We start from the raw sequence: 15080 nt of genomic DNA, 5'->3' as shown, positions 1-15080 counted from the left end.
GTAAATGGAATGATTATGAACAGGATTCTTTTAATTTCAGTATTCAGTATCTTAACTTTCAATGTTATGGCACAGGAGAAAATAGTACAGACAGCCGGGCGCACCCAATTAGGAGAATTCGCCCCTAAATTCGCGGAGCTCAACGACGATGTTCTTTTCGGAGAAGTGTGGAACCGCACCGATAAGCTTGGTCTGCGCGACCGTAGTTTAGTAACCGTTACCTCACTTATCAGTCAGGGTATTACAGACAATTCGCTCGTATTTCATCTGCAGTCGGCAAAGAAGAACGGCATTACCCGTACTGAGATTGCCGAAATCATTACCCACATCGGTTTTTATGCCGGTTGGCCGAAAGCATGGGCGGCGTTCAATCTGGCAAAAGACGTATGGGCGGAAGATGCCGTTGGTGAAGATGCCAAAGCCGCTTTCCAGCGCGAAATGATTTTTCCTGTCGGCGAACCGAACACTGCATACGCGAAGTATTTCACCGGCAACAGTTACCTTGCTCCCATTTCGCGCGAGCAGGTGAATATATCCAATGTTACGTTCGAACCTCGTTGCCGCAATAACTGGCACATCCACCGTGCCAAAAGTGGTGGCGGACAAATGCTGATTGGCGTAGCCGGACGCGGCTGGTATCAGGAAGAGGGTAAACCTGCCGTGGAAATTCTCCCGGGCACGGTTATCCATATTCCGGCAAACGTCAAACACTGGCATGGAGCTGCTGCAGACTGTTGGTTTGCTCATCTGGCTTTCGAGGTTCCCGGTGAAAGTGCTTCCAATGAATGGCTCGAACCGGTAACGGACGAAGAGTATGATAACCTCGAAACAAATAAGCGGTAATCGTGACCGAGCCTGCTTCTCTATTCGGCTTATCCATAGTAGTTATTTTGCATACATTGCCGGTCTCCGATGGCTTGTTCCTCACCGAGGAAAAAAAGCCTTTAATACTTCGGGCGTAAAAGTATGACAAATTAATAGTTTATATCATAATTATAAAAGATATGTAATTGGCTATATATGTAATGAAACATTGTCTAAGGTTTGTTGTTGACCGAGGGTCGGTAAACTAATTAGTATGTAAAAAAAGAGAACTATGGACAAAAGTGAATTTTATGATCTTATGCTATCCGTAATTACGGATATGGAACGGCAGGGACGTTACAGTACTGCCCATGTGTATCATTGTGCATTGAAGTCGGCAGTGAAGTATGGCGGACACTCCCTGCACATGGAAGATTTGACTCCCGGCTGGCTGCAAAGCTATCAGGAGTATTTGTTGAAGCAGTCATTGCTGTGGAACACGATTTCCACGTATATGCGTATGCTTCGTGCGGTGTATAACCGGGCGGTGGATATGGGATTGGCCCCCTATATCCCCCGGCAGTTCAAGAATGTGTTTACCGGGCGTTATGCCAATCATCAGCGGGCATTGAAGAAAGGGGAAATAAAACGGGTGTTGCTGGAAGATGTTGTGGAAGAGGAAGCAGACCGTTCATCCGAAAGCGAACCTGCCGCATCCTCTGATTCACGCAATCTCGGCTGGGCACGTGCCTGCCTGGAGCTGATGTTGCGTTTTCACGGCATCCCTTTCATCGATTTGGCAAACTTACGTAAAGTGGATTTACGGAACGGTTATCTCACTATTCGCCGTCATAAGACGGGGATGCCGCTTTCGATAGCCGTTGATGCGGCAGCCATGAAACTTCTACGGCGTTATGCCAGCAACGACCCCTCTTCGCCTTACTTATTGAATATCCTGAACGGCAGTCTTTCCGGTAAAGAAGCGTACAAGGATTATCAGCGGGCATTGCGTATGCTCAATTTACAACTGTACCGGCTCTCGCGGGTCTGCCGGCTGGGGAAGAGGCTCTCTTCCTACGCTGCCCGTCATACTTGGGCCTCTATTGCAAAATCTTGCGGAATAGCTGTGGAGGTGATTTCAGAAGCGTTGGGCCATGCTTCAATCACTACTACGGAAGGTTATCTGAAGCAGTTCGATAATGATGAAATCGAAAAAGCCAACAAGGTAATAATAAATTATATATTTAAGAAATAGCCAATAAGGCAAACAAACAAATTGTGACTGAAAATCAATACTATATAGCTTAGTTACTTCATAAGTAATGGAATCTTAGATGCCTGCAAAAGTATACATAATACTTAAAAAACAAAAGAAAATCTTATCTTTTTTCACTTTTTGCTATGTAAATTGAGAGAGAAGCCGGAACTCAGCTTTTATATTTTCTAACTATGGAGATTTTGGCACATAGCATCCCATCACTTTTCTTAAACTGAAAAATGAACGGACACACTGTATACAACGCTCTGTTATGTATACATAAATAATCATGTCTTTTTGTGTTCCCACATGACAATATTAATATTGCTATGTATCTCTCTGTTACTTATGAAGTAACGGTATATCTTTTATTAACCAGATGCTACGTGTCATGCTGTATGAGGTGCGTTGCAGGATTTATAAAGCCGGAAGCGAATGAGTAACAAACTATATATACCGATTATAATAGGAGCATTGGGCATGCTGTCCGCTTCCGATGCGTCAGCGCAGCGTATGGCTGTGAAAAGCAATCTTCTTGCCGATGCTTTGGCTTCACCCAATATAGGGGTGGAATTTCTTGTATCTCCCCGGTGGACACTGGATATTGCGGCACATTACCAGCCTTTTGCTCCCCGTGACGGCCGCCGTTGGAAACACTGGTTGTTACAACCCGAAGCCCGCCACTGGCTGTGCACTCCTTTTGCCGGTCATTTTTGGGGAGTCCATGCCTTGGGCGGGCGTTTCAATGTAGGCGGTGTGCATCTGCCTTTCAATATCCTGAAGGGCGCGCGCGAGGCACGTTACGAAGGCTGGCTTTTGGGCACAGGCATTTCGTATGGTTACCATTGGGTGCTTTCCCCGCATTGGGGTGTGGAAGCAAGTCTGGGTGCGGGGGCGGCTTTTCTTCGCAGCGACCGTTACCGTTGCGGTCATTGCGGCAGCAGACAGCGCGGTACGAAAGGCAGGGGATATTTCGGCCCTACAAAGGCTGCCGTGTCCGTGGTATATATGATTAAGTAAAAACGTAAGTCACGATTAATAATTGAATAGATGAAACGAAAAACATTTTGCAGCGTATTGCTGCTGTTGTTGTCCTTGCTCACGTTATGCAGTCAAGAGGCTTATATGGGGCAGATACAGATAACCCGCCGGAGTTTCTCCCTTTCGGGCAGTCAGTTGCATATACAGATGGAAGTCAACTATGAAGGTTTGCAGATGCCTTCGGACGAATCGCTTACGCTGACACCTTTCTTGCTGGCGGGAGAGCAGTCGTTCGATTTGCCGTCTATTCTTATTAACGGTGCGGAGAAGCAGAAAGTGTACGAGCGCACCCGTGTATTGGGTGGAGTGTCCGATGCGCGCAACGGCAGGAACTCCACGCCCTCGGTAGTATTGAAAAACGACCGTAAGGTATCCCGCCGTTTCACATATAAGGTGACTGTTCCGTTCAGGGAGTGGATGACACAGGCAGACCTCATGCTGCATACCGAAGAGTGCGGCTGTAACGGCAGGGAGGCGGCAACTTACGACGACAGGATTGCTTCGGGCATCCTGTTGCCCGAAGTGGAAGTTCCGGGACTGGAGAAGAGTGTGGACGTGCGCTGCCTGTCATGGGTCAATTTTATTCCCGCTTCCCTTGATAGCGCCGATAACCGCCTGCCCGCCAACGGCGACGGATGCATCACGCCGGAATGCCTGTTTGCCCTTGCCAACAGCTACACGCCCGGCTCTGCCGAGTTCAACGATATTTACGACCTTGCCGCCCGCCTGTTCCCCGACTGTCCGGAAGCTAACATCAATGCGGCTGCCGTGGCCTTGAGCAAACGTGATACACGCAAGGCACGCAGCTATCTCTCCCGCTTTTCCACCCGTCAGACGGCTTTTAACAACATGGGCGTGCTCTGTATGCTCGAAGGTAACCGCGAAAAGGCGGAGCTTTATCTTGAAATGGCTGCGGCAGCAGGCGTGGAGCGTGCAAGCGAGGTGCTGGAAGAGCTGAGGAGCAGGAGAAACCTGTATTGAACCGGAAGAACGGAATGAGACAAATCCATTACTTTAAAATATAGATATATGTCGGAAATTAAAACTTTGAAGTATAAGAAAACTTTGCGGATTGCGGGTATATGTATTATCTGCTGGCTGTATGCTTTGGCATTCGCAGCTTTGGCATCCTCGTGTAGCGGTGAGGATGAAAGCGCAGGCAGGAATATGGCGAAAACAGCTTTGCTCCGGCTGAACGTATCCGGTACGGGGGCTGCAAACACACGTGCCACTGCTGCTGCCCTGCCCGAAAACGAATCTGCCGTTCATCGGCTGGCAATAGGGCTGTTCTATGCCGACGGGTCGGTAAATACCATTGTGGAATCCGCCGTCGAATCCGGCGGCACTGCCGGGACGCTTGCGGTAAAGGATATTTTGTGTTCACCCGGTATCTGCGATGTGATTGTGGTTGCCAATGTTCCGGAAGGAACGTTTGCCGGAGTGCAGACCAAAAACGAATTTGTCGGGAAAAATGTCAGCCTGGTACAAACCGTACGTAACGGGCAGCAGGCATCCGACCTTCTGCCTATGTCCGGTATCAGCGAACAGCCGGTGACATTGGAAGCCGGAAAAACGGTGTCCGCGTCCATAAATCTGTCCCGTCTGGTGGCTCGTATCTCCATTTCGAGCATCCGCAGCGCATTCAGCCTGAACTATGCCGGAGCCACATTTACGCTGGACCGTATTTTCCTGTGCAATGCGCTGGAAGCTTCCCGTGTGTCGCCCGGCGATGTTACCCAAACTATGCCAGTCAATCCTGCGTGGTTGCATGGCGGTATGACGAGCGAGCAGCCCGACGGCTCTTTCTTGTGGACCGAGGGGGCAGGTTTTCTGCTGAACGATGTCACCCCTTCCGAGGGCATATTGATAACCTCGGACGAATATACCGTGCCCTATTGGTTCTATGCCTTTGCCAACAACGATGCCGCCAACCGCACCAAGCTGGTGCTTTCCGGCTATTTCGATCCGGACGGTAGCGTAGGACCGAAAACTCCGGTCTATGTGTACTATCCCATTGTGGTGAACCGTTTGCAGACGGGTACGATTATCACTCCTTCGGGTTCGGTATCGCAAGACGGAACGGGCGACGGCACTATCGTACGTAACCGCGACTATCGCATCAAGGCGGTTATCAAGGGCGACGGCGAACCTACGCCCGGCACGGAGGTAGTGCCTTCCAATCTTGAACTGACGGTGAGTGTGGACGACTGGACACTGAAAATTGTGCAGGAAGTGGAACTGGACTGAGCGAAGAGATATGAGAACACTGAAAAAAAGATTTCTGCTCTGCTGTGTTTTGGCAGGACTGCTTGGCGGATGCATTCCCGATAGTCTGGACGATTGCCCGCCCGAACCCGATAAGGAAGGCAACAATGTGGATATAACGGTAGATATGGATACGAGTGTGGACATGGGCGAGCAGGAAACGGAGATGCCGTAACCGTAACCGGAAAAAGAACGAATACTTGAAAAACAAGGCTATATGAAGATAAAAACGCTATTGCTGCTGTTGGCTGTATGTATCCTTCCCGGCCGCTTATGCGCGGGAGTGGTTTTCTCTCCCGACACGTTGGGAACCGGTAAACTCTATCGGGACTCGACGTACAGGCGCGTTATCAAGGAAGGAACAGCCAATCTGGACTGTTATTTCTCTTATCCGCAAGGGGGTTGGCAGATACAGAGAGGTTACGGCGGCAATGCCCGTGAACTGGAGAGGCTGGATAAGTTCATGCGCTCCTCGTTTGCCGACACGCTGATTTACGTCCGCCGGATTACCCTGACCGGCTATTGCTCCATAGAAGGCAGTTATGCCGCCAACGAAAAGCTGGCGCACGACCGTGCCAACGGTTTCAGAAACTACCTGGATACGGAATACGGGCTGGCAAGGCGCTTTCCGGTGGAAGTGCGCTACGTGGGCGAGGACTGGGACAGGCTGCGACAACTGGTGGAGGCTTCCACATTGCCCGGTCGGGCGGAAGTGCTGGCTGTCATCGACAATACGGACATCTTCAAGGGCCGTGAGAAGAAGCTGATGGACCTGCAGGGCGGAGTACCTTACAACCTTATGATGGCGGAGCTCTTTCCATTGCTTCGGCGGGTCGAAATCAGGGTGGAATACGACCTGCACCGCATCATCGAGGAACGTTACCGGCGGAAACTGACCGATGCGGAGTTTCAGGAAATACTTGCCCGCGAACGGGCTTCCGCCGAGGCCGACGAGCGTCGTCTGGCGGAACTCCGGCAGCTGGAAACGGAAAAACGGCAGCGTGCCGAACAGATACGTCTGGAAGAAGAACGCGTTGTGCAGGCGCGCCGGAAAGAGGAACAGCTCCGCCGGGAAGAGGAGGAACGGCTGAAAGAACAGCGTTTCCGCGAGCAATGGCTGGCAGAGCGTGCCGCCGGACGGCAAGCGCGGCGTGAGGCACGTAAACAGCGTAACCGCTTGCTGCCGCTGCTTTCCGTAAAAACGAACTTATATACTTGGGCGGGCATGACCCCCGATTTCGATTATACCGCTTTTACCCCCAACCTGTCGGCGGAGTTTTTCTTTGCACGCCGGTGGTCGGCGGTAGCTTCTGCTGCTTATGCGGATTGGGACTACGATAGTGGCAAATGCCATTGGGGAGTGTCGGCCTATAGCCTCGAACCCCGCTTTTGGGTGAATGGCGACGGCTGCTACCGCTGGTGCTACGTGGGCATTTACGGACAGTTGGGCGATTTTGACAACCGCAGTGCCGATAGCGGCCGCATAGCCGGAGGCACTGCCAACTGCACGGGCACTTATTGGGAAGGCGGATTGTCCGTCGGGTGTTATATCCTGCTCGATGCGCACTGGGGCATCGAAGCCGGCTTGCGTGGCGGGTATCGTGCTTCGGATGCCAATGCGTACGATGTGGAAATGCCTTACTATTATTTCAACCGCAACTTCCGCGAGAATCATTTCGGGGTGACGGGTGTAAATATAAGTATCAGTTACCGGTTTGGCAGCCGGAAGTGAAGACGGAAAAAGAAGTTCGTACATGAAGATAAAAACTCTCGGTTGGCTGATAAGTCCGTGCATTGCTTTGGCGGCATGTACGGAAACGGCACTGGACTATCGCAGCGCCGAAGGTACGGTTGTGATTGCGCCCGAATGGGGTGCTTTTGCCTGTCCGGCTACCGCCTGCTACCGTTTTTATGCGGACAATGGCGAGGCTGTTGCCGGTTACGGTACGGATGCCGCCGCTTCTGTCGGATATTTCTCGACAACGCTTCCTGTGGGCAGTTATCATTTGCTTGCCTATAATACGGATGCGCACGGCGTTGCTTTTACAGGGCTGGAGAGCCGGAATGCCGCCGAGGTCCGTTTGGTCTCGGAGATGCAGCCCGGCAATGTATATAGCTGGAATGTGGACGATGTGGACGTTCCGCTACAGGGTACGGTGCAATACACGCCCGTTCCGCGCCCTCTGGTGAAACAGATGTTGCTTCATTTTCAGGTAACGGGCATGGAAGAGGCAAAAGTATTGAACGGGAAGCTGAACGGTGTTTATCCTTCCGTCTTGCTGCTTTCCGGAGAGCCTTCGGAGCAGAGCATATCCGCCGCTCCCGAAACGAATACGTCGTTTACCGTGACGCTGACACGGGCGGAAACCAGAAATACGGAACCCGCCTATATGGCTTCGGCAGAGATACGCCTGCTGGGGCTGCTTTCTCCTGAATATGGAGCCGCCTATGACAGCCGCCTGCATTTGCAGGTACGCAATTCCGGCGGCGAGATGTATAGCGCGTCGGTAAACATGAACGGAACACTGACGGACATCATCCGCCTTTATGCGGGTGAACTTCCGGCAGACGAGACGGTGGAAGTGGAGCTTGGCATAAACCTGCTGAATGCGGTTCTTACGGCAGAGGTGAAAGGCTGGACGGAAGGAAGCGGTGAGGGCGGGGTAGGAGATTATAAACGCAAGGTATTTTACGATAAGAGAGAAAGGATTATGTATGAATAGGATATACGGTAGTTGCACAGGACTGCTTGCGTGCCTGTTGCTTTGCACATGCGCCGGGCAGGAGCCATTGTCTCCGGACGGGCTTATAAGGCTGGGAACCCAGGCGGGCGGTTATGAGGGGAGTGCAACCCGTGCTTCGGTAAACGACCTTGCCGGACTGGCTGCCGTGGGCGACAAGGTAGGCGTGTATGGAGTGGTTACCGCGCGTACGGATGCCTTGTATGCCCCGCTGACGTCCGAATGGAACGGAACTCCTTTGATGGACAACGTGCGGACTACGGGGATTGATGCCGCTACCGGCATGCTTTTCTGGAACGGTGATTATACCTATCCGCTGGAAGAGAGCAGGCGGGTGAAGTTTTGTGTATATCATCCTTATGCGCCTGTGGGCACGGGTGGGGATAATTATGTGGAAGCGGTTGCCGGGCAGTCGCCGGTGCTGTATTTCAGGCTCACAGGTGCGGAAGATGTGATGTGGGTGCGTCCGGTTACCGGTTCGCGCCGGGAAGCACCTTCCGCATTGCTGTTTGAGCATAAACTGACGCAGCTCCGCTTCCGGCTGGTTGACGATGAGGGGGAATTTGCAGGCGTAACTGTTACAGGGCTGGCATTCAATGGGGTAAACACCGCCTCTACGCTGAATTTGGAGACGGGCGAACTGGGAGGATGGTCTGCCGCGCAGGCTGCCGTACCGTTTCCTTTGAAATCGCCTGCCGCCATAAGCGGTACAACGGAAATGCCGCAGGTATTGGCGGGCGAAGTGATGCTGCAACCGGGACAGCCCGTGTTCCGGCTTACGCTGACAACAGACAGCAGGGGCGATTACCCCGGTATAGAGATACGGCCGTCGGGCGGCGAAACGGTCTTTGCAGCCGGACGCTCCTATATGGTGACACTGAAATTCCGCGACCGTACGGCGGTTGCCCTTTCGGCAAAGGTCATGCCGTGGGTGATGGACGGATACGGTGAGGGGATAGTAGAGTAAATAATTAATAAATATTCATCTAACATAAACAGTTATGAAAAAAAGTCTTTTTTCGCTTCTTGCCGTAATAGTTATGGCAGGTTGTACACAGAGTGATGTAATGGAACCGGTTCCGAATGAGAACGTGGAAATCAAACTGATCTCTTCCGCCATAGCGGCGGAAACAATGACACGTGCACCGTACGAGGGTACGATAACGGCAGACAATACGCTGGCCGCACGGGTGCTGGTGTCCGAAACGAGTGGCAACTATACAACGACCTATGCCAATGATAAAATGGTTTTTACGGACAACGGCAGTACGGCGGTGGGCTTTGCCACGGCAAAATATTATCCGGTGGACAACAGCACGCTGCATATCTGCGGCCTGTATCCGTTTGAGGGTTGGGGCAATCCGGCCAATGATGAGTGCAAATTTACATTCAATGGCAGTCAGGATGTGATGGCTGCTCCGGAAAAATCTTCCACGAAAAACGATTCCAAAGACGGCAATTACCCGCAGCTCGAGTTCAAACACCTGCTTACGCAACTGGTAATTAAAGCGGTTGCCGAGGACGAGGCGGCTATTGCGAAATGGGGAAAGTTAACGGATATCACGCTGACCAAGGTCGGTAAGAATAATCCGTCCGGTGCGGTAACGGTAAGCCTGTCTGCCGGTACAGCCGATGAAAGCAGCGCATTTGCCACGTTGCTGGACAACGGCATGTCTTTCTGGGTAAGAGGGGCAGGTACGGAAACGGCTTTCGCATCTCAGGCGAAAGAACTGACTACCGATGGTGAGGAAGTGGCCTACTCTATGGTGGCTCCTCTGAAAAATGCGACCGGTACGGCAGACTATACATTGGCCGTAAAAACAGAACATTCGGGAACTACGCCTGTCACTGTGCCTGTCAATCTGAAAACAACCGGTAGCAGTGCCGATTATACGGCATCTACACAGGGCAAGAAGTTCGTGGTGCTCCTTACATTCAAAGCTACCGAAATAAAGGCAACAGCCACGGTGAAAGACTGGGAAGAAGATGGCGGCAGCAGTGAAGAAATTCAATAATCAACCGATATACAGCATGCTTATGAAACGGAATAAATGGATTTTAACGGTAAACGGTGCTTTGTTGTCTTTGTTTGCGGCCTGCTCTGCAGACGCTCCGGTGGAAATGATACAGGACGACGGCAGGGTGGAAATACGTGTAAACAGCAGTATTTTATCTTCGGTAGAACCGGCTACGAAGGCAGTATTGGACGGGATGATTAATTCCGGTTTCGGTACGGATTTGGATGTGGCGTTTGCACGTGCGGATGCTGGTGACGAGGGCGGTTATACAACGTATCAGACCACCGCTTTGAATGGAACGGCGGCTACGGCTTCAAAAACACTGTCGTTTTCTCCGGCTGAGTATTATTTGGCAAACGGAAACAAGACCAAACTGATAGGCTGGTATCCGAGGCGCAGCGGAGTAACTTTTACGCAGGGTACAAAGGCCGTGGATTTTGGTACTATTGACGGTAAGACGGATATAATGGCTACTCCCTTGAAAGAAGGGGATAAGAATACGAATATAGCAAGCCTGGCTTTCAGCCACCTGCTTACCCAAATCAGTGTAAAGGTGTATGCTCCCGATGCGGCTACACAGACATTGTGGGGTAAAGTAAAATCCATCAAGATTACCGGGAAGAAACAGGGGTGTACGATTACATTGCCTGAGGCGACAGCGGCAGACGGAACAACCATAACCGCCCCTTCCTTTACAGGTACGGACGATTTGGATTTGGTTTCCGCAGACCCTGTTACGCCTTCAACCGCAATTACCTATCCGCTGGAAATGGGTGTAGGCGCTACTGCCGACGATGCTGCTGTTATGGCAGGATATGCCATGTTTGCTCCGCAGGCAGATGATGCCATTGAATTGCAGATTGATTTAGAGACCGGCGGTTTGCAGAAAACGAAGATAAACGTTCCCGTCGACGGCGGTTTCAAAGCGGGTACTTCGTACGCCGTTACCTTGAAGTTTACATCTGCCGGGATAACTCCTGCGGTGTCCGTTACCGACTGGGTAAATGGAACTCCGATTAAGAATATAGAAATATAATGAGATAACCCGTCGAATTTATGAATTGTAAAGGGATGATAAAATACCTGCCGGTAGTTTTGCTGCTTTGTGCATGCACGGAGAACGAACTGCTGTTGAAGGAACATGAAGCGTTTGCCGTGCGGTTTTCTGCATCGGGCATCGCTACGGAGGTGGCTACACGTGCCGCTTCGCCACTGGCGGATGGGGCAACGTTGCGTATCCTCGCTTTCAGGCGCGTAGGTGAGTCTCCCGATTTGTCAACGGATAAATACATGGGGGAAGGCACGTACAGAGCCGTAAACGGCAACGGTACGCTGGAAGCCGTGAACGTTTTACTGCTGCGTGCGGGGACTTACGACTTTTATGCTCTGACTCCGGCTCTGGCGGTAGCCAATCCCGATAACGACGGAGGCAGCCCGGCTTGCACCGTTTCTGTGGGACATGGTGTGGACTATGCCACTTCGCTGACGGCAGGACGAACGGTGAGCGAAGCAAGTCCGGCGGTTGTGCTCGACGACTTGGGCAGGCATTGTGCAAAACTGATATTTGCCTTGCAACCGAAAGCGGGCAATATCACCTCGGTGCGTATCGAGTCTGCCGGATTGAGCAATATGACGCATGCACCTGTCGAAGCGGTACTGTGTACCCAACTGCCCGTTGCGGGCATAGCGCAGAGTGATGCCGTTACCATAGCGGGCAGTGAGTTTTCCACGCCGGATGCAGACTTGAAAACTTCTGCCGCTACAGTGGTATTGCCACGGACGGCGGGTAAGTTTCAGTTCAGGATGAATGCGGTGTTCAACGGGATGGCGGCTGCGGAGTTCGTTGCGGATATGCCGGAGACGCTTGCCTTTGCACCGGGTACGCAATATACATTTTCCTTGAAGATGAAAGGCGGTTCCGTGCAGCTCATTCTGGAAGTGCTTCCGTGGAGCGGGAGTGTAATGTCCGGACAGGATAATATCGGTGCGTTTACTCCGGTGGTTATCCATATCGGCACGTGGGAACATGTGGAGATACCGGGTGAAACCGGAAACGGCAGTACTACCGTCGGCACAGGTCAATGGCGGCCCAACCCGGAACTGGATGCCGAAATAGGCGCGTTCGGGCTGACGTCGGTAGGCGGTGAGGGTCTGCCTTGGGCTTCGGAACAGGGAGTGCCGGGCGAAACCGGCGGCGGTAATACGGATGTGCATCCCGGCGATAGTTGGGGTACGGAAGATGTACCGGGCAGTTCGGGTGGCGGTAATACGGATGTGCGTCCCGGCGGTAGTTGGGGTACTGAAAATGTACCGGGCAGTTCCGGCGGCGGTAATACGAATATAGGTTCCGGTAACAGTTGGGGTACTGAAAATGTACCGGGTAGTGTCGGTGACGGTAATACGAATATGAGTTCCGGCAATAGTTGGCATACGGAAGATATACCTGCCAATATCGGTGGCGATGCGGCAGACCCGGCTTCGGAATAGTATAGAAACAAGAATATAAGAAAGAAATAAAATGAAAGTAACGAGATTTTTTGGACTTTGGGCATTGTCCGTTCTTTGTGTCCTTTCCTGTACGGACGGGGAGCAGGGAACAGGTGGTATTATTCCCGATGTCGCTACGAAGCCTGTGAAACTTTCGCTCGGCACAACACCCATGCAGGAAGCCGGAAGCGTGACCCGTGTCCGTGGCGATAATTCACTGGACTTGGTGCTGGGCGAGGAAACGGGGAAGGGGGCATGCAATACCGGAACCCGTACCGGTACGCTGACCGATACACAGGAGGATGCGGTAAACGATATTTGTGTGTTCCAGTTCGGCAATACCGACGGCAAACTGAAATACAGTGAATATACCTCGCTGATGGACGGTGAGTTGACGGCGGATATTTCATTGGCTTCGGGAGTAGGCTCGTGTACGGTGTATGTGCTGGCAAACGTGGGTAATATTATCCGGAAGGTGGCATACGGCAGTGCATTGGCCGATTTCAAGAAACTTGCAGCAGAGGTATCGTCGGGTAAGGGTACGGGACAAAACCTGCCGATGTGTGGTTATAAAGCCGATTTTAACTCGGAGGCGGACAATGCATCCCTTACCGTCTCGCTGACCCGTGCGGTGGCAAAAGTCAGCCTGAACCTGATTACCCCGAATGCCGGGGATGCCTTTACGGTGACTTCCGTCAGGCTGATGAACGTGGCAAAGAAACTCTATTACGTGGAGTCGGCAACCACCGTTCCGACTGCTGCGGAGCTTACAACCTATACAAGCGACAACACCAAGTCCATAACCTGGTATATTCCGGAAAACAAGGCTGGAAGCAATGCGCTGACAAATTGGAAAGACCGCTACGAAGGGAATGCTCCGGTCACGGCTACTTACATTCTGATAGAGGGCAGTTATACACCACAGAACGGTACGGCCCGCGATGTATCGTATGCCATCTATCTGGGTGCAGGTAACAATGCGGCCGATTTCAATGTGGTACGCAATACGAAGTACGCAGTGAATGCCGCCATTAAAGGCACAGACATGAACGACGGCCGTGTGCTGATAGGTAGGGATTTGAGTGCGGCAGGAACACAGACCGCCAATTGTTACGTGGTGAAAACCACCGATGCCAATAAATGGTATCGCTTCAAGGCCACCATACGAGGGAACGGTGCGGAAACTCCGGCACAGATTTCTTATACAGGAGCGGTGATACCAGCCAATGACAGGATTGCTCCTACCAATGCTGCTCTTGTGTGGGAAACCCGTGAGGGAGGAACATCTCCTACTTTGGACTATGTAGGCTATTCCAAGAACGGTTACATTGTATTCAAGTTGGGCAAAGCAAGTGAGGGTAATGCAGTGGTTGCTGCCAAAAACGGTACTGCCACTCTTTGGAGCTGGCATATCTGGACTACGGCAGCGTTCGACAGAAACGGTATCAAAGTACAGACATATGAAACACGGCCTCGTAACGGGCTTGCACCTTATGCCAATATAACCAAACGGGAATTTAAGATGATGGACCGTAATCTGGGAGCTGCCAGCGGAAAAGCTACGAAAGTAGCGGAAGAAGCCATAAAGACGTATGGTGTATATTTTCAATTCGGCCGTAAAGACCCGTTTCCCGCGGCAGGCGTGATGACGAGGACGAGTGATGCAGATATTGTACCCGTGTATGATGCAAGTGGAAATAAGATTTTGAAGAATTCTAATCAGGTGAAGAGCAGTGCGATAACAACAGGCATTGACCAAGCGGCTGTAAAGGTGCAATTAGCCTATACAATAGAAAATCCGTTGATGTTTATATTGAGAGATGATATTGATAAGACTGCTACCTATGGTGGCGATGGCACGAATCCTTCTTATAACTGGATTTTTGCAGCGCATCCGGCAAAGAATGATAAAGATGGTTCTGTGCCTTGGAAGGCATCCAATAAATTGTGGGGGAGTGGTTTGCAGGATGAGAAAACCAGCCTGATGCTGGGAACGATTGCAGATGTAAAGAAAACCATCTACGACCCGTGTCCCTACGGTTATCACATGCCTCCGCAGGACGTATGGACTAATTTCACTACCATTACGACAGCTTATAATACGGGCAATGTTGCCGGATATAATGTGGTTGCAGCGGATAAATATAATCAGACTAGTGATGTTGTCGGCTTTACGGATGGAAAATTCGAGGTATGGGGACGTAGATTCTTTACAACCGGTAATGCAGCGACTGCAGATGAGGCTAATGTGGCATTCTACCCGGCAGCCGGCTGTCGTAGTGGGTATGACGATCACGTCAGTGGCGTTGGGTGGGGGTGCTACGCTTGGTCGGCCTCTCCGTACTCTGCCACATCGCAGCATGGGGGCTTTTTGGGCACGGGCTCGAACTGGGTGGACCCGGTGAACGGCGCTGGTCGTTCGGGTGCGCTCCCTGTACGTTGCGTCCAAGACTAACATCTAAAAGA

The 15080-nt window shown here is 51.6% G+C and carries 13 protein-coding genes; all 13 read left to right on the top strand.

What is annotated here, in order from left to right:
• Positions 1-15: 15 nt before the first annotated feature.
• The 13 genes from H8S52_RS07720 to H8S52_RS07660 all read left to right on the top strand — a co-directional run bounded on the left by H8S52_RS07720 (position 16) and on the right by H8S52_RS07660 (position 15069).
• Positions 16-843 carry a carboxymuconolactone decarboxylase family protein gene (locus H8S52_RS07720; RefSeq protein ID WP_117985074.1) on the top strand — a complete coding sequence of 276 codons (828 nt, stop codon included), beginning with the start codon at positions 16-18 and terminating at the stop codon, positions 841-843.
• 253 nt (positions 844-1096) lie between these two features.
• Entirely contained in the window at positions 1097-2059 is a 963-nt protein-coding gene (locus tag H8S52_RS07715; RefSeq protein WP_186909570.1) for a site-specific integrase, read from the top strand.
• Between the two features lie 438 nt (positions 2060-2497).
• Positions 2498-3082 carry a DUF3575 domain-containing protein gene (locus H8S52_RS07710; RefSeq protein WP_117985055.1) on the top strand — a complete coding sequence of 195 codons (585 nt, stop codon included), beginning with the start codon at positions 2498-2500 and terminating at the stop codon, positions 3080-3082.
• Positions 3083-3112: 30 nt separating this feature from the next.
• Positions 3113-4084 carry a DUF3868 domain-containing protein gene (locus H8S52_RS07705; RefSeq protein WP_186909569.1) on the top strand — a complete coding sequence of 324 codons (972 nt, stop codon included), beginning with the start codon at positions 3113-3115 and terminating at the stop codon, positions 4082-4084.
• 48 nt (positions 4085-4132) lie between these two features.
• Positions 4133-5350, top strand: a complete 1218-nt coding sequence (locus tag H8S52_RS07700; RefSeq protein WP_117985059.1) for a fimbrial protein — start codon at positions 4133-4135, stop codon at positions 5348-5350.
• 10 nt (positions 5351-5360) lie between these two features.
• The gene (locus H8S52_RS07695) at positions 5361-5543 is read left to right on the top strand and encodes a hypothetical protein (protein WP_118363178.1); all 183 of its coding nucleotides are present in this window, start codon (positions 5361-5363) and stop codon (positions 5541-5543) included.
• A gap of 42 nt (positions 5544-5585) precedes the next feature.
• Positions 5586-7100 (top strand): DUF3575 domain-containing protein, encoded by a 1515-nt coding sequence (locus H8S52_RS07690; protein WP_117985060.1) that lies wholly within the window; start codon positions 5586-5588, stop codon positions 7098-7100.
• A 22-nt stretch (positions 7101-7122) separates the two neighbouring features.
• On the top strand, positions 7123-8091 hold the full coding sequence (locus H8S52_RS07685) for a DUF5119 domain-containing protein (RefSeq protein WP_117985062.1): 969 nt from the start codon (positions 7123-7125) through the stop codon (positions 8089-8091).
• Positions 8084-9076 carry a fimbrillin family protein gene (locus H8S52_RS07680; RefSeq protein ID WP_117985064.1) on the top strand — a complete coding sequence of 331 codons (993 nt, stop codon included), beginning with the start codon at positions 8084-8086 and terminating at the stop codon, positions 9074-9076. Before H8S52_RS07685 ends, H8S52_RS07680 begins: the two co-directional genes overlap by 8 nt.
• Positions 9077-9110: 34 nt before the next feature.
• On the top strand, positions 9111-10124 hold the full coding sequence (locus tag H8S52_RS07675; protein ID WP_117985065.1) for a fimbrillin family protein: 1014 nt from the start codon (positions 9111-9113) through the stop codon (positions 10122-10124).
• A 22-nt stretch (positions 10125-10146) separates the two neighbouring features.
• Entirely contained in the window at positions 10147-11163 is a 1017-nt protein-coding gene (locus tag H8S52_RS07670; protein WP_117985076.1) for a fimbrillin family protein, read from the top strand.
• 20 nt (positions 11164-11183) lie between these two features.
• Entirely contained in the window at positions 11184-12614 is a 1431-nt protein-coding gene (locus H8S52_RS07665) for a fimbrillin family protein (protein WP_117985067.1), read from the top strand.
• 31 nt (positions 12615-12645) lie between these two features.
• Positions 12646-15069 (top strand): DUF4906 domain-containing protein, encoded by a 2424-nt coding sequence (locus H8S52_RS07660; RefSeq protein ID WP_117985069.1) that lies wholly within the window; start codon positions 12646-12648, stop codon positions 15067-15069.
• Positions 15070-15080: the final 11 nt, after the last annotated feature.

Origin of the sequence: Bacteroides sp. NSJ-48, from assembly GCF_014287405.1 — a bacterium.
GTDB lineage: Bacteria > Bacteroidota > Bacteroidia > Bacteroidales > Bacteroidaceae > Bacteroides > Bacteroides stercoris.
The sequence above is the reverse complement of the archived record's forward strand: the minus strand, read 5'-3'. Positions and strand labels throughout refer to the sequence as shown.